12 protein-coding genes are annotated in these 23881 nt (G+C 60.0%); 10 read left to right on the top strand and 2 right to left on the bottom strand.

The annotated features are described in order from the left end of the window. The first annotated feature begins 10 nt into the window (after window positions 1–10). From tpx to BW686_RS04600, 7 genes are all read left to right on the top strand, one after another. Entirely contained in the window at window positions 11–511 is a 501-nt protein-coding gene (gene tpx / locus BW686_RS04630) for a thiol peroxidase (RefSeq protein WP_084914753.1), read from the top strand. A 151-nt stretch (window positions 512–662) separates the two neighbouring features. Beyond that, window positions 663–1964 (top strand): MdtA/MuxA family multidrug efflux RND transporter periplasmic adaptor subunit, encoded by a 1302-nt coding sequence (locus BW686_RS04625; RefSeq protein WP_084914751.1) that lies wholly within the window; start codon window positions 663–665, stop codon window positions 1962–1964. Beyond that, window positions 1961–5071 carry an MdtB/MuxB family multidrug efflux RND transporter permease subunit gene (locus BW686_RS04620; RefSeq protein ID WP_084914748.1) on the top strand — a complete coding sequence of 1037 codons (3111 nt, stop codon included), beginning with the start codon at window positions 1961–1963 and terminating at the stop codon, window positions 5069–5071. Before BW686_RS04625 ends, BW686_RS04620 begins: the two co-directional genes overlap by 4 nt. Further along, on the top strand, window positions 5068–8175 hold the full coding sequence (locus BW686_RS04615) for an efflux RND transporter permease subunit (RefSeq protein ID WP_084914746.1): 3108 nt from the start codon (window positions 5068–5070) through the stop codon (window positions 8173–8175). Before BW686_RS04620 ends, BW686_RS04615 begins: the two co-directional genes overlap by 4 nt. After that, a complete protein-coding gene (locus BW686_RS04610; protein WP_084914744.1) occupies window positions 8172–9635 on the top strand; it encodes an efflux transporter outer membrane subunit in 1464 nt (487 codons plus the stop codon). The genes BW686_RS04615 and BW686_RS04610 overlap by 4 nt, the downstream gene beginning before the upstream one ends. 169 nt (window positions 9636–9804) lie before the next feature. After that, window positions 9805–11916, top strand: a complete 2112-nt coding sequence (locus BW686_RS04605) for a putative bifunctional diguanylate cyclase/phosphodiesterase (protein ID WP_084914741.1) — start codon at window positions 9805–9807, stop codon at window positions 11914–11916. Between the two features lie 112 nt (window positions 11917–12028). Continuing rightward, the gene (locus BW686_RS04600; protein WP_084914739.1) at window positions 12029–12775 is read left to right on the top strand and encodes an SDR family oxidoreductase; all 747 of its coding nucleotides are present in this window, start codon (window positions 12029–12031) and stop codon (window positions 12773–12775) included. Between the two features lie 45 nt (window positions 12776–12820). On the opposite strand, the gene BW686_RS04595 is transcribed toward BW686_RS04600, so the two are convergent. Further along, window positions 12821–12979: a hypothetical protein gene (locus tag BW686_RS04595; protein ID WP_084914736.1), complete on the bottom strand. Its 159-nt coding sequence runs from the start codon at window positions 12977–12979 to the stop codon at window positions 12821–12823. Window positions 12980–13273: 294 nt separating this feature from the next. On the opposite strand from BW686_RS04595, the gene BW686_RS04590 reads away from it, so the two are divergent. The 3 genes from BW686_RS04590 to glgB are packed head-to-tail and all read left to right on the top strand — an operon-like array spanning window position 13274 to window position 20857. Then, window positions 13274–15292, top strand: a complete 2019-nt coding sequence (locus tag BW686_RS04590; protein WP_084914734.1) for an alpha-1,4-glucan--maltose-1-phosphate maltosyltransferase — start codon at window positions 13274–13276, stop codon at window positions 15290–15292. A gap of 19 nt (window positions 15293–15311) precedes the next feature. Then, window positions 15312–18638: a maltose alpha-D-glucosyltransferase gene (gene treS / locus BW686_RS04585; RefSeq protein ID WP_084914731.1), complete on the top strand. Its 3327-nt coding sequence runs from the start codon at window positions 15312–15314 to the stop codon at window positions 18636–18638. Beyond that, the gene (gene glgB, locus BW686_RS04580) at window positions 18635–20857 is read left to right on the top strand and encodes a 1,4-alpha-glucan branching protein GlgB (RefSeq protein ID WP_084914729.1); all 2223 of its coding nucleotides are present in this window, start codon (window positions 18635–18637) and stop codon (window positions 20855–20857) included. The genes treS and glgB overlap by 4 nt, the downstream gene beginning before the upstream one ends. A 39-nt stretch (window positions 20858–20896) precedes the next feature. On the opposite strand, the gene BW686_RS04575 is transcribed toward glgB, so the two are convergent. Next, entirely contained in the window at window positions 20897–23656 is a 2760-nt protein-coding gene (locus tag BW686_RS04575) for an autotransporter family protein (RefSeq protein WP_084914727.1), read from the bottom strand. Window positions 23657–23881 lie beyond the last annotated feature (225 nt).

Raw genomic sequence — 23881 nt, 5'->3', positions numbered from 1 at the left:
AATGTGTTTCATGGCTCAAGTGACCCTCAAAGGCGGCCCTGTCCAAGTCAATGGCAACCTGCCTGAAGTCGGCAGCAAGGCACACGCCTTCACGCTGGTGGGTGCAGGTCTTGCCGAAAAGACCCTGGCCGACTTCGCTGGCAAGCGCAAGGTGCTGAACATCTTCCCGAGCGTCGATACGCCGACCTGCGCAACGTCGGTGCGTAAGTTCAATGCCCAGGCCAACGAGCTGAGCAACGCTGTCGTGCTGTGCATCTCCGCCGACCTGCCATTCGCCCAGTCGCGTTTCTGCGGCTCCGAAGGTCTGGAAAACGTTCAGAACCTGTCCTCTTTCCGCAGTGCCGATTTCAGCCAGAACTATGGTGTTGCCATCGCAGATGGTCCATTGAAAGGCCTGACCGCTCGTGCGGTTGTGGTTCTGGACGAGAACGACAAGGTATTGCACAGCGAACTGGTTTCTGAAATTGCCGAAGAGCCGAACTACGACGCTGCATTGGCAGTATTGAAGTAACGTTCTGCAACACACTACGGCCTGAGTCCGATCAGGCCGTTTTTTTATCTGTGCTTCATACGTTTAACAAAAGTAAGCGCTTGGTAAAGGCGCTTTTGCTTGTCACGCATCTGTGTTTATTGTTCTGCCTCCTGAAGAACCCCCACCTGTAATGGTTGATTTATTCATGCAATCGTCTGGCTCCCGTAAATCCCGTCGCTGGTTGATCAGTTTGCTGATCCTGTTGGTCATTGTCGCCCTGTGCTGGTGGCTCTGGCCCGCATCCACTTCCGGCAAAGGTGCCGAGAGCAAAAAGACGGGCGCCGGCGGCATGGGGCGTCCTGGCTTCGGTGCATCGGCCATTGCGGTCCCTGTTCGGGTCGCCCCGGCCACTGAAGGTGATTTTCCGATCTACTACAAGGCGCTCGGCACAGTGACGGCGATGAACACCATCAATGTCCGCAGCCGGGTGGCGGGGGAGCTGGTCAAGCTCTACTTTCAGGAAGGGCAGATGGTCAAGGCCGGTGAACTGTTGGCGGAAATAGATCCGCGCAGTTATCAGGTCGCGTTGCAACAGGCCGAGGGCACGCTGGCCACCAATCAGGCGCTGCTCAAGAATGCCCAGCTGGATGTGAAGCGCTATCGTGGCCTGTATGCCGAAGACAGCATCGCCAAACAGACACTGGACACCGCCGAGTCGCTGGTCAATCAGTATCAGGGCACCATCAAGACCAATCAGGCCGCCGTGGCTGATGCAAAGCTGAGCCTGGATTTCACGCGGATCCGCGCGCCGATTGCAGGCCGTGTCGGCCTCAAACAGCTGGATGTCGGCAATCTGGTGGCCGCCAATGACACCACGGCGCTGGTCGTGATTACTCAGACCCAGCCGATTTCGGTTGCGTTCACCTTGCCGGAGAAGGACCTGACGAAGGTCATCGCCCGCTATCGCACAGGCGACAAACTGCCTGTCGAAGCCTGGGACCGCGGCGATACGAAATTGCAGGCCACCGGCGTACTGGCCAGCCTGGACAACCAGATCGACGTGGCGACCGGCACCCTGAAGTTCAAGGCCCGTTTCGATAATGGTGACGAAATCCTGTTCCCGAATCAGTTCGTCAACGTCCGCCTGCGCGCCGACACCCTGAAACAGGCGGTTCTGGTGCCGACGGCGGCCGTTCAGTTCGGCACCGACGGCACGTTCGTGTATGTGCTCGACGGTGAGAAGAAGGTCAAGCTCAAACTGCTGAAAACCGGCCCCAGCGACGAGACGTCGACAGTCATCACCGAAGGCCTGGCTGTCGGCGAGCGGGTCGTGCTTGAAGGCACTGACCGTCTGCGCGATGGTGCTGAAGTGGAAGTCGTCAATGACAGCAAGGATGTACCGGCAGGTCCGGGTCAGAAGCTGCAAGGCAAGCCTGACAGCAGTGCAGACAAGTCGGCGGCGCTCGGCAAGGTGGAAAAACCAAACGTATGAACATGTCGCGCCTGTTCATCCTGCGTCCGGTCGCCACCACGCTTAGCATGCTGGCCATTGTGCTGGCAGGCCTGATTGCCTACACCTTGCTGCCGGTTTCGGCGTTGCCTCAGGTCGACTATCCGACCATCCGCGTGATGACGCTGTACCCCGGCGCCAGCCCGCAGGTCATGACCAGTTCCGTGACCGCGCCGCTGGAGCGCCAGTTCGGGCAGATGCCCGGGCTGACCCAGATGGCGTCCACCAGTTCAGGCGGTGCGTCGGTCATTACCCTGCGCTTCAGCCTCGAAATCAATATGGACGTGGCCGAGCAGCAGGTGCAGGCAGCGATCAATGCGGCCACCAACCTGTTGCCGACCGACCTGCCGGCGCCACCGGTCTACAACAAGGTCAACCCGGCCGATACGCCGGTCCTGACGCTCGCGATCACCTCGAAAACCATGCTGTTGCCCAAGCTCAATGACCTGGTCGATACCCGTATGGCGCAGAAGATCTCGCAGATCAGCGGCGTCGGTATGGTCAGCATCGCGGGTGGTCAGCGTCAGGCGGTGAGGATCAAGGTCAATCCCGAGGCACTGGCGGCCAACAGCCTTAATCTGTCCGATGTGCGCACGCTGATCAGCGCGTCCAACGTCAACCAGCCCAAGGGCAACTTCGACGGCCCGACTCGGGTTTCCATGCTCGACGCCAACGATCAGCTGCAGTCTCCGGAGGAATACGCCAACCTGATCCTGGCCTACAAAGACGGCGCGCCGTTGCGTCTGAAGGATGTGGCTGAAATCGTTGACGGTGCCGAGAACGAACGCCTGGCGGCCTGGGCCAATCGCAGTCAGGCGGTGTTGCTGAACATCCAGCGCCAGCCAGGCGCCAACGTGATTGACGTGGTCGACCGGATCAAGACATTGCTGCCCGGCATCACCGAAAACCTTCCGGCCGGGCTGGATGTCGTGGTGCTCACAGACCGTACGCAAACCATTCGCGCGTCGGTGACCGATGTTCAGCACGAATTGATGATCGCCATTGTGCTTGTGGTGTTGGTGACCTTCCTGTTTCTGCGACGTTTCAGTGCGACGATCATTCCCTCGATTGCCGTACCGTTGTCGCTGGTCGGCACGTTCGGGGTCATGTACCTGGCCGGCTTCTCGGTCAACAATCTGACGTTGATGGCCCTGACCATTGCGACCGGCTTTGTGGTGGATGACGCCATTGTGATGCTGGAAAACATTTCCCGGCACATCGAAGAGGGCGAGACACCGATGCAGGCCGCGCTCAAGGGCGCGAAGCAGATTGGTTTCACCCTCATTTCCCTGACCCTGTCGCTGATCGCGGTGCTGATTCCGCTGCTGTTCATGGCCGATGTGGTAGGGCGCCTGTTCCGCGAGTTCGCCATCACCCTGGCGGTCGCGATCCTGATATCGCTGGTCGTATCACTGACCCTGACACCGATGATGTGCGCGCGCCTGCTCAAGCGCGAGCCGAAGGAAGAGGACCAGAGCCGTTTCTACCGCGCCAGCGGTGCGTGGATCGACTGGCTGATCGACATCTATGCAGGCAGGCTGCGCTGGGTGCTCAAGCATCAGCCGCTGACGCTGCTGGTTGCCGTGGGCACCCTGGCGCTGACCGTGCTGCTGTACATTGTCGTGCCCAAAGGGTTCTTTCCGGTGCAGGACACCGGCGTGATCCAGGGGATCTCCGAAGCCCCGCAGTCGGTTTCGTTTGCGGCCATGAGCCAGCGTCAGCAAGCGCTGGCGGATATCATCCTGAAAGACCCCGCAGTGGTCAGCCTGTCGTCCTACATCGGCGTCGATGGCGACAACGCAACACTGAACAGCGGGCGTCTGTTGATCAACCTTAAGCCCCACAGCGCGCGGGACCTCACCGCGAGCGAAGTGATTCAGCGCCTGCAACCCGAGGTGGACAAGCTGTCCGACATTCGCCTGTTCATGCAGCCGGTGCAGGACCTGACCATCGAGGACCGGGTCAGTCGTACCCAGTATCAATTCAGCATGTCGTCTCCCGATGCCGAACTGCTGACGAAATGGAGTGCGAAGCTGGTGGACGCGCTCGGCAAACGGCCCGAGTTGACGGACGTTGCCAGCGACCTTCAGGACAAAGGCTTGCAGGTGTACCTGAATATCGATCGCGATGCTGCCAGTCGGGTAGGCGTTACCGTCGCCAACATCACCGACGCGCTGTACGACGCGTTCGGTCAGCGACAGATTTCCACTATTTATACCCAGGCCAGCCAGTACCGGGTTGTATTGCAGGCAGCGTCTGCCAGCGAACTCGGCCCGGAAGCGCTCGAGCAGATCCACGTCAAGACCACCGATGGCGCACAGGTGAAGCTGTCGAGCCTGGCACGGGTCGAACAGCGTCAGGCGCAGCTGGCTATTGCTCACCTCGGGCAGTTTCCGGCCGTCATGATGTCGTTCAACCTCGCGCCCGGCGTTGCACTGGGCAAGGCTGTTGAGGTCATCGAGCAGGTTCAGCACGAGATTGCCATGCCGATCGGCGTTCAGACGCAATTTCAGGGCGCCGCCGAAGCGTTCCAGGCGTCGCTGTCCAGCACGCTGCTGCTGATTCTGGCGGCCGTGGTGACCATGTACATCGTGCTGGGCGTGCTGTATGAAAGCTACATTCACCCGATCACCATCCTTTCGACACTGCCTTCGGCGGCGGTCGGTGCGTTACTGGCGCTGCTGATCAGCGGCAACGATCTGGGGATGATTGCGATCATCGGGATTATCCTGTTGATCGGCATCGTCAAGAAAAACGCGATCATGATGATCGACTTCGCACTGGATGCGGAGCGAAACCGCGGCGTGGCGCCCGAGAGGGCGATCTATGAGGCCGCGCTGTTGCGCTTCCGCCCCATTCTGATGACCACGCTGGCGGCATTGTTTGGCGCGATCCCGCTGATGCTGGCCAGCGGTTCCGGCGCCGAATTGCGTCAGCCGCTGGGGCTGGTGATGGTCGGCGGTCTGCTGCTCAGTCAGGTCCTGACGCTGTTTACCACGCCCGTCATCTACCTTTACTTCGACCGCCTGGGGCGTCGCTGGAGTCGCAAGCCTGCCGACCCGGACCGACTGGAACGGGCTGACGCATGAACCTGTCAGCGCCGTTTATCCGTCGCCCGGTGGCGACCGTCCTGCTGAGTCTGGCGATCATGCTGCTGGGCGCCGTCAGCTTCCGCTTGCTGCCGGTGGCGCCGTTGCCGAACATGGACTTTCCGGTCATCGTGGTATCGGCCAGCCTCGCGGGGGCCAGCCCGGAAGTCATGGCTTCCACTGTGGCGACTCCGCTGGAACGTTCGCTGGGCAGCATTGCCGGGGTCAACACCATGACCAGCAATTCGAGCCAGGGAACGACGCGGATCATTCTGCAGTTCGATCTGGCACGCGACATCAATGGCGCGGCCCGTGAAGTTCAGGCAGCCATCAATGCGTCGCGCAACCTGCTGCCCAGCGGTATGCGCAGCATGCCGACGTACAAGAAGGTCAACCCGTCCCAGGCACCGATCATGGTCCTGTCGATGACCTCGACCGTGCTTGAAAAGGGCCAGCTTTACGACCTGGCGTCGACCATCCTGTCACAGAGCCTGTCGCAGGTATCAGGGGTTGGCGAAGTGCAGATCGGCGGCAGCTCGCTGCCTGCGGTACGTATCGAGCTGGAGCCGCAGATGCTGTCCCAGTACGGCGTGTCGCTTGACGATGTGCGCACCGCGATCACCGGTTCCAACGTAAGACGGCCCAAGGGGTTTGTCGAAGACGACCAGCACAACTGGCAGGTCCAGGCCAACGACCAGCTGGAAACCGCCAAGGACTACGCGCCGCTGATCATTCGCTATCAAGATGGCGCGACGCTGCGACTGAAGGATGTCGCCAAGGTCAGCGATGCCGTGGAAGACCGCTACAACAGCGGGTTCTACAACAATGATCAGGCCGTGTTGCTGGTGGTGAACCGTCAGGCCGGTGCCAATATCATTGAAACCGTGGCGCAGATAAAGGCACAACTGCCAGCCCTGCGGGCCGTGCTGCCTGCCAGCGTCAGCCTCAACATCGCGATGGACCGTTCACCGGTGATCAAGGCGACCCTGCACGAAGCCGAAATGACCCTTCTTATCGCCGTGGTTCTGGTGGTAATGGTGGTCTTTCTGTTCCTCGGCAGCTTTCGCGCCTCGCTGATTCCCACCCTGGCGGTGCCGGTCTCGCTGGTGGGCACCTTTGCGATCATGCACCTGTTCGGTTTCTCCCTGAACAACCTGTCGTTGATGGCCTTGATCCTGGCCACCGGGCTGGTGGTGGATGATGCAATCGTGGTGCTGGAGAACATCTCCAGGCACATTCACAACGGTCTTGACCCCATGAAAGCCGCTTTTCTGGGGGCCAAAGAGGTGGGCTTCACCTTGCTGTCGATGAACGTCTCGCTGGTAGCGGTGTTCATTTCGATTCTGTTCATGGGCGGGTTGGTCGAAAGTCTGTTTCGCGAGTTTTCCATCACCTTGTCGGTGGCGATCATTGTCTCGCTGATCGTGTCTCTGACCTTGACGCCGATGTTGTGCGCGCGCTGGCTGAAACCTCATGACGCGGGCGGTGAGAATGCCTTTCAACGCTGGAGCGAGCGGGTCAATGACCGCATGGTGGCAGGCTATGACCGCTCGCTGGGTTGGGTACTGCGCCATCCCAGGTTGACGCTGTTCAGCCTGCTGGTCACTGTCATCGTCAATGTCGCGCTGTATGTGGTGGTGCCCAAGACGTTTCTGCCGCAGCAGGACACCGGTCAACTGATGGGCTTTGTGCGAGGCGACGATGGCCTGTCGTTTTCGGTCATGCAGCCGAAGATGGAAATATTTCGCCGCTCGGTGCTGGCTGATCCTGCCGTGGAAAGTGTCGCCGGTTTCATCGGCGGCAGCGGCGGCACCAATAACGCCTTCATGATCGTGCGCCTCAAGCCGATTGGCGAGCGCAAGCTGTCGGCGGAAAAGGTGGTCGAGCGCCTGCGCAAGAATATGCCGCATGTACCGGGCGGCAGGCTGTTCCTGGCCCCGGATCAGGACCTGCAATTGGGCGGCGGGCGCGAGCAGACCAGCTCCCAGTACCAATACATCGTGCAAAGCGCCGACCTTGCCAGCCTGCGCACGTGGTATCCGAAAATCGTGGCGGCGCTCAAGTCGGTCCCGGAACTGACCGCCATCGACGCACGTGAAGGTCGCGGGGCGCAGCAAGTGACCCTGGTGGTCAACCGCGACACGGCCAAGCGGCTGGGTATCGACATGAACATGGTCACAGCGGTGCTCAATAACGCTTACAGCCAGCGTCAGGTATCGACCATCTATGACAGCCTCAACCAGTACAAGGTGGTGATGGAGGTCAATCCCAAATACGCTCAGGACCCTGTCACGCTCGAGCAGGTTCAGGTGATTACTGCTGACGGGCAGCGTGTGCCGCTGTCGAGCATTGCCCATTACGAACGCAGCCTGGCGAATGACCGGGTTTCCCACGACGGTCAGTTTGCCGCGGAGAACATTTCGTTCGATCTGGCCGAAGGCGCCAGCCTCGACAAGGCGACCGTGGCGATAGAGCGTGCCATTGCCGCCATCGGGCTGCCGTCCGACATTATTTCGAAGATGGCCGGCACCGCCAACGCATTTGCTTCGACCCAGAAAAGTCAGCCGTGGATGATTCTCGGGTCGTTGCTCGCCGTGTACCTGGTGCTGGGGATTCTGTATGAAAGTTATATTCATCCGCTGACGATTCTGTCGACACTGCCATCGGCAGGCGTCGGCGCGTTACTGACAATCTACGTGCTGGGCAGCGAATTCAGTCTGATCTCCCTGTTGGGCCTGTTCTTGCTGATCGGCGTGGTCAAGAAGAACGCCATCATGATGATCGACCTGGCCCTGCACCTTGAACGCGAGCAGGGGATGACGCCTCAGGACTCGATCCGCAGTGCCTGCCTGCAACGCTTGCGCCCGATTCTGATGACCACGATGGCAGCGATTCTTGGTGCCTTGCCGCTGTTGCTGAGCACTGCGGAAGGTGCCGAGATGCGCAAACCGCTGGGCCTGACCATCATTGGCGGGCTGGTCTTCAGCCAGATCCTGACCCTATACACCACCCCGGTGGTTTACCTTTATCTCGACCGCCTGCGCCATCGCTTCAACAAATGGCGCGGCGTGCGTACCGATGCAGCTCTGGAAAACCCGCTATGACCGAACGCCTGGCATTCATATCCCGCCCGAAGGGGCTGATTCGTCCACTCGGGCTGGGTCTCTGCATGGTGCTGCTCAGCGCCTGCGCAGTCGGACCTGATTACCAGAAGCCGTCGATGGCCGCGCCCATGCAGTTCAAGGCCGCCGAGGGCTGGCGCGCGGCCACGCCAAGTGACGCGATGGTCAGAGGCGCGTGGTGGGAAGTGTACGAGGACCCGCAGTTGAACTCGCTGGTCGAACGCCTCAATACCTCCAACCAGACGGTTGCTCAATACGAGGCCCAGTACCGACAGGCGCAAGCGCTGGTGCGCAGCTCCCGAGGCGCGTTTTTTCCGACGCTGGATTTGACCACCGGCAAAACCCGCTCAGGGCAGGGCACCGGCACATCAACCAGCAGCACCAGTGTCTCGGGCATCCGTAACAGTTACAACGCACAACTGGGCGTCAGTTGGGAAGCCGATGTCTGGGGCAAGTTGCGGCGCGGGCTGGAGGCTGACACCGCCAGCGCTCAGGCAAGCCTTGCGGATCTGGCAGCCATGCGCTTGAGTCTGCAATCGGAGCTGGTCCAGAACTACTTGCAGCTGCGGGTGATCGACGAGCAGAAGCGGTTGCTGGAATCCACGGTGGACGCTTATCAGCGTTCCCTGACCCTGACGCAGAACCAGTACCGCGCCGGTATCTCCGGCAGTGACTCGGTGGCGCAGGCGCAGACTCAACTGAAAAGCACCCAGGCCGACCTGATCGACCTGGCCTGGCAACGTGCCCAGTTCGAGAATGCCATCGCCGTGCTGATGGGCATGGCGCCGGCAGAGTTCAATCTGCCAGCCACGACGTCGATCCCGCAACTGCCGCAGATTCCACCAGGACTGCCTTCGCAACTGCTTGAGCGTCGGCCTGACATCGCTGCCGCCGAGCGCTCGGTGATGAGCGCCAACGCCAATATCGGGGTGGCCAAAGCTGCGTACTATCCGGATTTCACCCTGAGCATGAGCGGTGGCTACAACAGCAGTACGTTTGCCAACTGGATCAGCATGCCCAACCGCTTCTGGTCAGTGGGGCCGCAACTGGCGATGACCCTGTTCGACGGCGGCCGGCGGACTGCCGAGGTCGACCGCATAGAAGCAGTCTACGACCAGACGGTCGCCCAGTACCGGCAGACGGTGCTGAATGGTTTTCAGGAAGTCGAAAACTACCTGATTCAGCTCAAGGTATATGAGCAGGAAGCGGCAGTGCGTCAGGAAGCGCTGGTTTCGGCCCGTGATTCACTGCGCCTGACCAACAATCAGTACAAGGCCGGCCTGATCGGTTATCTGGATGTGGTCAATGTGCAAGCCACCGCGCTGAGCAACGAACGCAGTGTCCTGAGCGTGTTGCAAAGCCGGTTGATCGCCAGTGTTCAGTTGATCGCTGCCTTGGGCGGCGGCTGGGATGCCGAGAGCGGATTGACACTCAGGGAGTGAGTTTTCGAGAGCGCTACGAACGACTTTCTTCGACGTAGCGCTCATAACTGCGAAATTAATGGCTCGTTGCCATCCTTTTCGACCAAGTGCCGCGACATTTGGTGGCTATTGCGTACAATCGGCCTCACAAGATCGGCAGGGACGCGCTCATTGGGCTCCAGGTGCGTTTATGTTGATTGGCAGTTATACCCCCTCGCTTGTCATGATCTCCGTGGTTGTCGCGGTACTCGCCTCCTATACCTCCCTCGATCTCGCCGGCCGGATTGCCTCCGCTCACGGCAAAGCGCTGTATGTTTGGATCGCGGGCGGGGCGTTTGCGATGGGCGTCGGTATGTGGTCCGTGCATTTCATTGGCATGTCGGCAGTCGCGCTGCCATTTGAGCTGGCGTACGACATTCCTCTGCTGCTGTGCTCGCTTGTTATCGGAATACTGTCATCGGGATTTGCCTTGTGGCTGGTGAGCCAACCGCGCTTGTCTGCGCTGCAGCTGTCTCTCGGCGCATTGCTGCTCGGGCTGGGTATCAGCGCGATGCATTACATCGCTATGGCTGCAATGCGCATGCAGCCCGGTATCGAGTACGCCCCTGGATGGCTGCTGTTGTCGCTGATCATTGCCGTTCTGGCATCAGCCGCCGGATTGTGGATGGGGTTCAGGCTTCGCCAGCAAAGGCCGCGTGTCTATCTGGCGCGTGCCGGGTCTGCGCTGGTACTTGGTGTGGCGATTGTCGGCATGCACTACACCGGGATGGCCGCTGCCAACTTCGCCGATGGCAGTTTCTGCGGCGCGTGGGGTAGCGGCGTGAGTGCCGACGGCCTCGACACCGTCGTGCTGGTGACCAGCCTCGCAGTGCTGAGCCTGACGCTGTTGACCTGCATTCTTGATTCCCATCTGGAAGCCCGCACCGCCGTGCTCGCGAACTCGTTGACCCAGGCCAATCTGGAGCTGACCCACCTGGCTCTGCATGACAAGCTGACGGGCTTGCCGAACCGGATCCTGCTGACAGACCGCATCGAATACGCCATGAAAAAGACCCGGGAGCAGGGAGGCTGTTTTGCGCTGATGTTCATGGACCTGGATGGTTTTAAACCGGTCAATGATGCGTTCGGTCACCATGTCGGCGACCTGCTGTTGCGCCAGGTGGCGATGCGACTGCGCGAGAACCTGCACCGCCACGACACGCTTGCCAGAGTCGGGGGTGACGAGTTCGTGCTGCTGATCGAACTGAACGACCCGCAGGAAGCGACGGTGGTCGCGGCACGCCAGGTCAGTGTGATCAGTCATCCGTTCGAAATAGGCGGGCACCAGCTACAGATTTCCCTGAGCATCGGTATCTGTGTGTATCCCGGCAATGGCATGACGCAGCACGAGCTGCTGGTCAATGCGGACGCGGCCATGTATCACACCAAGGCTGCGGGCAAGAACGGTTACAGCTGTTTCGATGCATCCATGAACAGCAACGCGCTCAACCAGCTTCAGCTGTCGCAGGATTTGCGGGTGGCGCTCAAAAAAAAGCATTTCTGCCTGTATTACCAGCCCAAATTCGACGCACTGAGCGGCTTGCCGGTGGGGGCCGAGGCGCTGTTGCGCTGGAACCATCCCGAACGCGGCCTGTTGGGGCCGGACCTGTTCATCGGCCTGGCGGAAAAGACCGGGCTGATCATCCAGATCGGTGAGTGGGTGCTGGATGAAGCCTGTCGGCAAATGCACGAGTGGTACACCCAGGGTTATCACCACTGGCGCATATCGGTGAACCTGTCGGCTTTGCAGTTCTGCCATTCCGGGCTGGTCACGGCGGTTGCGGACACATTGGCCCGACATCAGCTCCCGGCCAACTGCCTGACGCTGGAAATCACCGAAACCACCGCCATGCATGATGCCGATGCCAGCCTGGCGGTACTGAAAAGGCTGTCGGAGATGGACGTAGACCTGTCGATTGACGATTTTGGCACGGGCTATTCCAGCCTGATGTACCTCAAGCGGCTGCCTGCCAATGAAATCAAGATTGACCGGGGGTTCGTGCGTGATCTTGAGCATGACACCGACGATGCCGCCATCGTTTCGGCCATTGTCGCGGTAGGGCAGGCACTGAACCTCCGGATTGTTGCCGAAGGTGTCGAAACCGCTGTGCAGCAGCGCTTTCTGACGCATCTGGGCTGTCACGCCCTGCAAGGTTTTTTACTGGGTCACCCTTTGCCCGCGCGGCAGTTTCTCGACGAGATCCGTGCTACGGAGGCAAAGGCTGCACCGGGTGCGGTTGATGGCAGGCAATCGGCTTTCTGACACGCTTTGATGGCGCTGGACGCTAAAGGCTGGCACGATCAGCGGCGTTTGGCTAACGTGCGAGTGTCAACTGCGCCTCAGTGCCGGCTTCTGAAAAAATACGAGAACGCCCATGGAAAAAGTCCTCATCATCACCGGTGGCTCGCGCGGGATCGGCGCGGCGACCGCGCGTCTTGCTGCGTCGCAGGGCTACCGGATCTGTATCAATTACCTGTCGGATCACGCTTCGGCAGAAAAGACCGCCGGGCAGGTCAGGGCACTGGGCGCGCAGGCGATCACCGTGCAGGCCGATGTCAGTAACGAAGACGAAATCATGCGGCTGTTCGCCCGAGTCGACTCGGAACTCGGGCACGTCACTCACCTGGTCAACAATGCCGGCACCCTGGCACAGGCTTCAAGGGTCGAGGACATGTCTGAGTTTCGCATGCTCAAGATGATGATGAACAATGTGGTCGGTCCGATGCTGTGCAGTAAACACGCCTTGCTGCGCATGCTCCCGCGTCATGGTGGGCACGGAGGCAGTATCGTCAACGTGTCCTCACTGGCTTCGCGGCTGGGCTCGGCGGGCGAATATGTGGACTACGCCGCGTCCAAGGGCGCGCTGGACACCTTTACCATCGGGCTGTCGAAAGAGGTGGCGGGAGAGAACATCCGCGTCAACGCGGTCAGGCCGGGTTTCATCTTCACCGACTTTCACGCCCTGAGCGGCGATCCGTTTCGTGTCAGCAAGCTGGAAGGTGCCTTGCCAATGGGCCGCGGCGGCACCGCTGAGGAAGTGGCAGAAGCGATTCTCTGGCTGCTGTCGGACAAAGCGTCGTATGCGACGGGTACGTTCATTGATCTGGCGGGCGGGCGCTGAAGACGTCTGTGACCTAACAGACGCCTTCATGCAATGGCGGAACGGTCACACCACGACAGGTGGCGCATTGGCTGGCGGGTCACCTACCGGCGTTTCATTGGGCGGTGGTGTCGACGGCGGCGGCTCTTGGTCAGGCGGTGTTCCGGGCAGGACGGGCTCATCAATGTTTGGATCAGGTACTTTTGTCGGATCAGGTAGCGTCATGGTGTCAGCCTCCTTGTGGGTATTCGTTTCGACTGCCTCGACACGTTGATGATTCAATTGATTTCCCCCCACACGGCCATTGCCTGATTTCCCGGGCGCGCCTTCAATTACCCCTCGACACACCCGTCAAACAACCGTAAAACCTTTGAACTTTACCTCCGTTGACCGCTCGGAACCTAGGCAGCCGAATTAGACGAGGCGTGATTATCCTGCGACCGTCTGCTGCCATACCGTCAATTTTTCCATTGCATGGAATGCACAGGAGCGTCCCTGGGGCGTGAGGAGTGATGCTCGATGAATGAACAGCCATACGGTCCGGATTCCCTGGCCACCGATGTCCCGCACCCAACCCTTCCATTGTCACTGACCCAGGCGCTGCAACTGCCCCGCATCGTGATCGAAGACACGTCGCCGGTGATTGATGGTGGTCTGTTTGCGGCCAAGGCGATCAGCGGGCAACCGGTTACGGTCACCAGCAAGGTCTACGCTGATGGGCATGACAAGATGGCAGTCAACATTCGCTGGCGTGCTGCCGACGAGGAACACTGGCACACCGCGACGATGCGCGAACTGGGCAATGACAGCTGGGTCGGTGAGTTCACCCCGACATCCGTCAGCCGCCATGTGTTTCGCCTCGAAGCCTGGATTGACCAATTTGGCAGCTATCGCTACGAACTGGAAAAGAAGTTCGGCGCGGGTGTGTCTATCGAACTGGAGCTCGAAGAAGGGCGTATTCATTTAGTGCATGCCGCAGAGCGCAGCCAGGGCGAACAGCGCCAGCAGATCGAAAGCCTTGTCAGTCAGCTCGAAAACGCTGACAACGATGAGAAAGTCGCGCTGCTGTTGCAGAGCGACACCGCGAAGCTGATGAAGCAGGCCGACAACCAGGCGTTTCTGAGCCGCAGCGTGGAGTTTCCGCTGGATGTCGAGCGCACGCTCGCGCAGTTCGCTAGCTGGTATGAGCTGTTTCCCCGCTCGATCACCGATGACAAGGCTCGCCACGGCACGTTCAATGACGTCCACTCGCGTCTGCCGATGATTCGCGACATGGGCTTTGACGTGCTGTATTTCCCGCCGATCCATCCTATCGGGCGCGCCCACCGCAAGGGGCCTAACAACTCCCTGACAGCAGGCCCTGATGATCCGGGCAGCCCGTACGCGATTGGCAGTGAAGATGGCGGCCATGAAGCGATCCACCCGCAACTGGGCAGCCTCGAAGACTTCCGTAACCTGGTGAAAGCGGCGGCCGATCACGGCCTGGAAATCGCTCTGGATTTCGCTATTCAGTGTTCACAGGATCACCCGTGGCTCAAGCAGCACCCGGGCTGGTTTTCGTGGCGTCCGGACGGCACGATTCGTTATGCGGAGAACCCGCCGAAGAAATACCAGGACATCGTCAACGTCGACTTCTACGCGCCGGATGCAATTCCGGGCCTGTGGCTCGAGCTGCGTGACATCGTGCTGGGCTGGGTCGAGGAGGGCGTGAAGATCTTCCGCGTCGACAACCCGCACACCAAGCCGTTGCCGTTCTGGCAGTGGATGATTGGCGAAGTGCGCAGCCAGCACCCTGAGGTGATGTTCCTCGCCGAGGCGTTTACCAAGCCGGCGATGATGGCGCGTCTGGGCAAAGTCGGTTACACCCAGAGCTATACCTATTTCACCTGGCGCAACACCAAGGCCGAACTGTCGGAGTACTTCACCGAGCTGAATGAAGCGCCGTGGCGTGATTGCTATCGCCCGAACTTCTTCGTCAACACGCCGGACATCAATCCGCGGTTTCTGCACGATTCCGGGCGTGCCGGTTTCCTGATTCGCGCTGCGCTCGCCACGATGGGGTCGGGGCTGTGGGGCATGTATTCCGGGTTCGAGCTGTGTGAAGCCGCGCCTATTCCGGGCAAAGAAGAGTACCTGGATTCGGAGAAATACGAGATCCGTGTTCGGGACTATGCTGCGCCCGGCAATATCATTGTGGAGATCGCCCAGCTCAATCGTATTCGCCGACAGAATTCTGCGTTGCAGACCCACTTGGGGCTGAAGCTGTACAACGCCTGGAACGACAACATTCTGTATTTCGGCAAGCGTTCTGCGGACGGTAGCAATTTCGTTCTGGTTGCCATCAACCTTGATCCGCACAACGTTCAAGAGGCGCGGTTCGAACTGCCACTCTGGGAGATGGGCTTGCCGGACGATGCCAAAACCATTGGCGAGGACCTGATGAGCGGTCACCGCTGGACCTGGCATGGCAAGTACCAGCACACACGTCTCGACCCGTCGCAACCTTTTGGAATCTGGCGTATCCAGGCCTCGCAGTAACACTCCCAAGGAGTCAGCAATGGCTAAGAAACCCGGTGACGCGACATTTATCAAAGACCCGCTCTGGTACAAGGATGCGGTGATCTACCAGGTTCATGTGAAATCGTTCTTCGACGCCAATAACGACGGTATCGGCGATTTCGCAGGCCTGATCGAAAAGCTCGATTACATCGCCGCGCTTGGCGTCAACACAATCTGGCTTTTGCCTTTCTATCCGTCGCCGCGCCGGGATGATGGTTACGATATTTCCGAATACCGCGATGTTCACAGCGATTACGGCACGATGGCCGATGCCAAACGTTTTATCGCCCAGGCACACAAGCGCGGTTTGCGGGTGATCAGCGAGCTGGTCATCAATCACACCTCAGACCAGCATCCCTGGTTTCAGAAAGCCCGCAATGCCAAGCCTGGCTCCAAGGCGCGTGACTTTTATGTGTGGTCGGACACCGATCAGAAATACGACGGCACGAGGATCATCTTCCTCGACACCGAAACCTCCAACTGGACATGGGATCCGGTGGCGGGCCAGTATTTCTGGCACCGTTTCTACTCCCATCAGCCGGACCTCAACTTCGACAACCCGCACGTACTGGAAGCTGTACTGGAGGTCATGCGTTTCTGGCTGGATCTGGGCATCGATGGCCTGCGTCTGGATGCCATTCCGTATCTGATCGAGCGGGACGGCACCAACAACGAGAACCTGCCGGAAACCCATCAGGTGCTCAAGCGCATCCGGGCCGAGATCGATGCCAATTACCCGGACCGCATGCTGCTGGCCGAGGCCAATCAGTGGCCGGAAGACACGCAATTGTATTTCGGCGACAGCAAAGGGCCGGACGGTGATGAATGCCACATGGCGTTTCACTTTCCGCTGATGCCGCGCATGTACATGGCGCTGGCACAGGAAGACCGCTTTCCGATTACCGACATTCTGCGCCAGACCCCGGAGATTCCGGAAAACTGCCAATGGGCGATTTTCCTGCGTAACCACGATGAACTGACCCTGGAAATGGTCACTGATCGTGAGCGTGACTACCTGTGGAATTATTACGCCGCCGATCGCCGCGCACGTATCAATCTGGGCATTCGCCGTCGTCTGGCGCCGTTGGTGGCCCGTGATCGACGTCGTGTCGAATTGCTCAACAGCATGTTGCTGTCGATGCCGGGCACACCGACCTTGTATTACGGCGACGAGATCGGCATGGGCGACAACATTTACCTGGGGGACCGGGACGGCGTCCGGACGCCGATGCAGTGGTCCATCGACCGCAATGGCGGGTTTTCGCGTGCCGATCCGGCCAGCCTTGTGCTGCCGCCGATCATGGACCCGATGTACGGTTTCCAGTCGGTCAACGTCGAAAGCCAGGAGCGCGACCCGCACTCGCTGCTGAACTGGAACCGGCGCATGCTGGCCGTGCGTAAACAGCAGAAAGCGTTCGGTCGCGGCACGCTGAAAATGCTTTCGCCGTCCAACCGGCGCATTCTGGCGTACACGCGTGAATACACCGCGCCTGATGGCCATAGCGAGATCGTGTTGTGTGTGGCCAACGTTTCCAGCGCCGCCCAGGCGGCCGAACTGGAATTGTCAGCCTACGCGGGTACGGTGCCGGTAGAGATGCTCGGCGGCAGCGCTTTCCCGCCTATCGGGCAGTTGAGCTACCTGTTGACGCTTCCGCCGTACGGTTTTTATTGGTTTCTATTGGCTTCGGAGAATCAAATGCCCAGTTGGCACGTTGAACCCGCGCAAAGCATGCCGGACTTTCCGACCCTGGTGCTCAAGAAGCATCTTGAAGAATTGCTCGACGAACCGCTGCGCGGCACCATGGAAAACACCTCGCTGGCGAACTACTTGCCGAAACGCCGCTGGTTCGGCGGCAAGGACAAGCCTATCGAGCAGGTCCACATCGCTTACGCAGTCCGCTTTGGCGATGAGAAAAATCCGGTCTTGCTCAGCGAAATCGAAGTCACCGCAGACGGGCAGACCGAGCGTTATCAATTGCCCTTCGGCTTGCTGGCCGAAGACGACATTAGCAGCGCATTGCCGCAGCAACTGGCGCTCGCCAGGGTTCGCCGCAATCGCGATGTCGGCCTGATTACCGATGGCTTTACGCTGGAAACCTTCATCCGCGCAGTGATTCAGGGCATGCAGTCGCAGACCGTGATCCCGTGCGCCGATGGCGAGCTGCGTTTCGAGCAGAGTTCGCAACTTGCGCCGTTGGGCCTGAACAACGAATCGGAAGTGCGTTATCTATCCGCCGAGCAGTCCAACAGTTCAGTTGTAGTGGGCAGCAGTCTTGTGCTCAAGCTGATCCGCAAGGTCAGCGCCGGGACGCACCCGGAATTGGAAATGGGTGCCTTCCTGACCCAGGCCGGCTTCAAGAACATCTCGCCGTTGCTGGGCTCGCTGGTACGCGTCGGCAACGATGGCAAACCGAACCTGCTGATGATCGCCCAAGGTTATCTGAGCAATCAGGGCGACGCCTGGGAGTGGACGCAGAACAACCTCGAACGTGCCGTTCGCGACGAACTGGCGCACGGTGTTTCCGGCCAGGAGCAGCACTACAACGCGCTGCTTGAGCTGGCTGACTTCTCGCGCAGCCTCGGTCAGCGTCTGGGTGAAATGCATCAGATCCTCGCCGCACCGACCGATAACCCGGATTTTGCCGTCGAAGTCACCAGTGCCTCTGACAGCAAGGCCTCGGGAGCAAGCGTCAACGCTCAGCTTGAGCGCGCGCTGCAGTTGCTCGAGCAACGCAAGGGCGACCTGGAAAAGGACGACCAGCAACTGGTCAGCGATTTACTCGCGCATCGCAAACAGATTCGTCAGCGCGTCGACGGCCTCGCCAAGCGTTCTGCGGGCGGTTTGCGTATCCGTGTGCATGGTGACTTGCACCTCGGCCAGGTGCTGGTGGTCAAAGGCGATGCCTACCTGATCGATTTCGAAGGCGAGCCGGCTCGCGCACTGGAAGAACGACGCGCCAAACACAGCCCGTTCAAGGACGTCAGCGGTGTACTCCGTTCGTTCGACTACGCGGCTGCAATGGCTGTACGCAGCGCGCAAAGCGTCGACACATCGCCAGAAGCGGCGGCAGCCCGCAAGCGCGTTGCCGAGACTTACCTGTCCCAGGCGCGCGCCGCCTTTATCGAAGGCTACCGCTCGGCAACCACCGACATGGCCCATGCCTGGAAAGATGCAAAAGGGGAGGACGCCGCACTGGAGTTGTTCACCCTGGAAAAAGCTGCTTATGAAGTGATTTACGAGGCCGAGAATCGCCCAGCCTGGCTGGCCGTTCCCTTGCAAGGCTTGCGTGGGTTGCTGCAACCGTCTGATGGAGAGCCACTATGAATGCGCCTGAAAAAACCGCCAAGGGTCGCCGCGCGATCCCCGCTGCTGTGGATCTGGACGCGCTGATCCGCGCTGAACATCACGACCCGTTTTCGATTCTCGGTCCGCACGGCGACGGTGAGGGAGGGCAGTTTGTCCGCGCCTATCTGCCGGGCGCTTTGAGCGCACGACTGCTGGCCAGGGATGACGGCAGAGAGCTTGGGCAAATGGAAATGAGCGAGGTGCCTGGCTTTTTTGTGGGGCATCTCGAGCAACCGCAGCCTTATCTGTTGAAAATCAATTGGGCCGGCGGTGAGCAGATCACTGAAGACCCGTATAGCTTTGGCCCGCTGCTGGGCGAAATGGACCTGTACCTGTTTGCCGAAGGCAACCATCGTGACCTGAGCAACTGCCTGGGTGCGCAGGTGACCACTGTCGACGGTATTGACGGCGTGCGGTTTGCCGTCTGGGCGCCGAATGCACGACGTGTATCCGTGGTGGGCAGCTTCAATAGCTGGGATGGCCGCCGCCATCCGATGCGTCTGCGGCACCCGACCGGTGTGTGGGAGGTATTCGTCCCGCGCCTGCAGCCGGGCGAGGTCTACAAGTACGAAATTCTGGGTCCCCACGGGATTCTGCCGCTCAAGAGCGACCCGATGGCCTTGGCCACCACGCTGCCGCCTGACACGGCGTCGAAGATTTCTGCGCCCCTGAAATTCGAATGGCATGACAAAGAATGGCTGGACTCTCGTGCAGCACGTCATGATGTATCAGCGCCGCTGTCGATCTACGAGCTGCACGCCGGCTCGTGGAAGATGGAGGAGAACAGTGACGGCCAATGGCGTCAGTACAACTGGCGTGAGCTGGCCGATCATCTGATCCCCTACGTCAAGGAGCTCGGTTTCACGCATATCGAGCTGATGCCAATCATGGAGCACCCGTTCGGTGGCTCGTGGGGCTATCAATTGCTGGCCCAGTTTGCACCGACCGCCCGTTACGGCTCGCCGGAAGATTTCGCTGCATTCGTCGACGCCTGCCATCGGGCAGAAATCGGCGTCATTCTTGACTGGGTCCCTGCGCACTTTCCGACCGACACCCACGGGCTGGCACAATTCGACGGCACTGCGCTGTATGAATACGCTGACCCCAAGGAAGGCTTCCATCAGGATTGGGACACGCTGATCTACAACCTGGGGCGCACCGAAGTTCACGGCTTCATGCTGGCCTCGGCGCTGCACTGGCTCAAGCATTATCACATCGACGGCCTGCGTGTGGATGCGGTGGCTTCAATGCTGTACCGCGATTATTCGCGCAAGGCGGGCGAATGGGTGCCCAATAAGCATGGTGGTCGTGAAAACCTTGAGGCGATTGACTTCCTGCGTCACCTCAACGAGGTGGTCGCGCTTGAGGCGCCAGGCACGATGGTCATCGCAGAAGAATCCACAGCGTGGCCAGGGGTCAGCAAGCCTGTTCAGGAAGGCGGCCTGGGTTTCACTTACAAGTGGAACATGGGCTGGATGAACGACTCGCTGCGTTACATGGAGCAGGACCCGATCCACCGTGAGTACCACCACGGTGAATTGACGTTCAGCCTGGTGTATGCGTATTCCGAACGCTTCGTTCTGCCGATTTCCCACGATGAGGTGGTTCACGGCAAGCATTCGTTGATCGACAAGATGCCGGGTGATCACTGGCAGAAGTTTGCCAACCTGCGCGCTTATCTGGCGTTCATGTGGACCCACCCAGGCAAGAAGCTGCTGTTCATGGGTTGTGAATTCGGTCAGTGGCGTGAGTGGAACCACGACCAGGAGCTGGACTGGTACTTGCTGCAATACGCTGAGCACGTCGGCGTGAAACAGTTGGTCAGTGACCTGAACCGTATCTACCGTGACGAAAAGGCGCTGCACGAACTCGATGCCGATCCTGACGGTTTCCAGTGGTTGATCGGCGACGACATGGCCAATAGCGTATTTGCCTATCTGCGCAAAGGGCGTGAGGGCGATCCGGTTCTGGTGGTGGTCAACATGACCCCTGTACCGCGTGAAGGCTATCGCGTTGGCGTGCCTTTGCCGGGCGCCTGGACGGAACTGTTGAACACCGATGCGGAAACCTACGCCGGTTCGAACTTCGGCAACGGTGGGGAAGTACACAGCGAAGACAAACCGGCTCACGGTAAGCCAGCGTCTGTCACCTTGAATCTGCCGCCGTTGGCTGTGCTGATTCTCAAACCTAAAAACTGATGGGCACAGGCTTCAGCACGTCCGACAGCCGTTAACGCTTCACCACGCCAGCCTGACTCCCAGGCTGGCGCTTATTCCGTTCAGCTTGTGATTGTCCAGATCACGGTTGTAGTCAGCGTTCCAGTACAGACGGGTCTCGCTGGCGATCTTTATGATCATGCCGCCGCCCAGGCTGCCCGTCGTTGATTGATGAGCGGTCCTGACGCGTTCTGTGTGGTCGAACATCACCGTGTCGTGTCCGCCCGCGTTGCGCCAGACATTGGCCCGAAGGTAAGGCTCTATCGGCATGCCGGCCAGCGTATGGCGTCCTTTGATACGTACACCCAGTCTTCCGGTGTTGTAGGGCTGGCTGTCGAAGCTCACCTGAGCAATACCATCATGCTGATCGTCAAGCGCGACGCGCTGATGGATGATCTGCACCTGATGTTCTAGGACCCAGCGAGAGGACAGGTCCATCTGGAGGCCGGCTTCGATGGACAGGCTCAAGGCGTGTCCCTGTGTGTCGATACGGACGCCTCGGTCAGAGCGACTGCGGCCTTCCAGTCGCGTCCCCATCACCACGGCATCGATGTACCCGCCTTCAGGCGTCGAAAGCGTCCAGTACGCGCCCACGCTGTCGCCGCGTAACGCGATCCGTCCCGTCTGCCGTCCGTGAAAACCTCCTGCGAAGCCCTCGACGTCGCCGTTCAGGTGGTTATGAGCGACGAACAGGCCGACACGCTGGAGACGTTCTGCATCCCGTTGCCAGGCATACAGATCGTGACCGATTTGATACCCCTTGAACGAGGCATCCAGCCCCGGGCTTACCGTGCCTGACCACTGTTGTTTGAAGTCACTGCCAAACACCCTTGCCCAGCCGGCCGGGATTGCGCCCGATTGCGTCAGCAGGCGCTGATCGCCCTGACGCTCATGGAACGTGCCCAGTGATGCCAGGGCCAGCGTTGCCGCAGCGGGAGGCATGACCGAGTAATTGGCCACTTCCGGGCGATACAGGGCAATGGGATCAGCCCCGCGAACCGGCGCCGGCAAAGGCGGTGTGCCCATTGCCGGTACGGGGAGAGCGACCGCTGGTGTCGGTGTGGGTGGTGGCGCGGGTGGGCGAGGCTCTGTAGGAGGCGTGGTCGGCTCGATGGGTGAGGGTGGTTCGGGCACGATCGGGGGTGGAGACTCGGGTTCAGGCTCAGGCTCTGGCTCTGGTTGTGGTTCTGGTTCTGGTGTGGGGTCCGGTGCCGGCGTTGGCACCGGAGGTGGTGCGGGATCTGGAATGGGATTCGGCACCGGCACCGGCACCGGCACCGGCACCGGCTCATTCGGAACGGGTGGTTCCGGCTGGGGAGGGGCAATGACTGCCGAGCGCAGAAACCAGCTGTTTTCGGAGCCTGCTGTCGATCCGCCCTTGAACAGATAGTAGTCATAGGCCCCGGCAGACAGCGAGTTTTGTAGCGAGAACGCGGCCTCGTCACTAGCCGCGCCATTGATGGCCTGCACGACCTCGATGCCATTGCCTTGGGTAAGCGCCCCGACACCGCCGACATTACTGACGAGCATGCCGGTGGTGCCGCCGATAGTGCCTTGTGAAACCACCAGTTTGTCGCTGGGCGACGTCTCGTCACCCAGCGTCGATTGCAGCAACAGGCGGCCTCCACGTCCGGTGTAGTTTCCGTTAACCGTAAGGGTGTCGGAGACAGAACTGCCGCTGCCGGTCAGGTCCAGCGTGCCGGCGTTGTCCAGGGTTGCCAGCGAGGTCGCGTTGAACGCAACGATGCTGCCTGAGGTTGAACGCACGGTGCTTGTGGCGTCGAGACTCAGGCTGCCGGTCTGGCTGACGCTATCGCCCAGCGTCAGTGGGCCGTCCAGGTCCAGTTGTGAGCCGTTGAGCAGGTTGACTGCTTCCCAGTGGGGATAGCGACTCGGGTAGGACGCCCTGGTGCTGTCGAACGTCAGCACATCATTGCCAGGCCCACCGTCAAGCCGTGGGTTGCTGCTGGTCAGGTACTCGCTCAGGTTGTACAGCTGCGCCGTGTCGTTCCCGTCTGCCATCAGCACGCTGCTGCGAACATAACCGTTATTGAGCCACTCGAAACGGTCGTTACCAAAGCTGGTGCGCACTTCGCCGCGAATCTCTCCACCGCTGACGGTTATCCGGTCGTCACCGCCACTGACGCTGACCGCGCCGCCAACGCTCCCGCCCGACACTGTAATCGTATCCTGACCGAATCCGGCCACCAGGTTGTTGAGGATGCTGCCGCCCGACAGGTCGAACACGTTGTTGTCCAGCTTCATGTCGACCCGGCCGATGCTGCCTCCGGTCATGACTGCCCGGTCACCGTCTTCGAATGCGCGGGTAATCGTGCCCCCGGTCATCAGGAAAGTATCCAGTCCGTCGCCCTGGGCCAGTGAACCCAGCGTGCCGCCACTCATGGTGAAGCTGTCGGGCGCGGCGCCCTGGCTGATCTCGCCCGTGATTTCGCCGCTTGAAAACGTGAATGTGTCGGCGCCTGCGCCTTGATTGATGCCGCCGAGGACCCGACCCGAGCCCATGTCGATTGTGTCTGCTTCCCCGCCGTAGCTGATGCCGCCGTTGACCGTCGCTGTGCCGCCTGCCGGGAACACCAGGTTATGCCGTGTATCACTGACATCGCTATAAGGGCCGCTGCTGCCGCTGTCGCAGACCTGAACCGGGTTGTCGCCAGTAGGCGCCAGCTCACAGGCCCCTTCGGCAGAGTGCGGGATGATCGCCATGATGAAGACTGGCAGGACTTTGCGGGTATGGCACAGAGGACGACTGCTGAATCTCATGACGGCTCTCCCGGTCGAGCGGACAGGGAGGCCATTGAAGAGGGGGAAAGCGCCGAACTGCCACGCATGTGACGTCGCAGTGGAGCGGGCGACGACGGCTTAGCGAGCCTGTTTCGAGGCCTGCAGCATCAAGTCAAGAGCCTGTGGGAGTGGTCGTCAAGAAATTGACCGACCGGCGGCGTTATTTCGGCTTTGTGTACTAACTATTGGAACAATAAGCAAAAA

It is taken from the genome of Pseudomonas syringae, from assembly GCF_002157375.1.
Classification (GTDB): Bacteria; Pseudomonadota; Gammaproteobacteria; order Pseudomonadales; family Pseudomonadaceae; genus Aquipseudomonas; species Aquipseudomonas syringae_T.
Note: the sequence above shows the minus strand (reverse complement) of the source record. Positions and strands in the feature narration are given on the sequence as shown.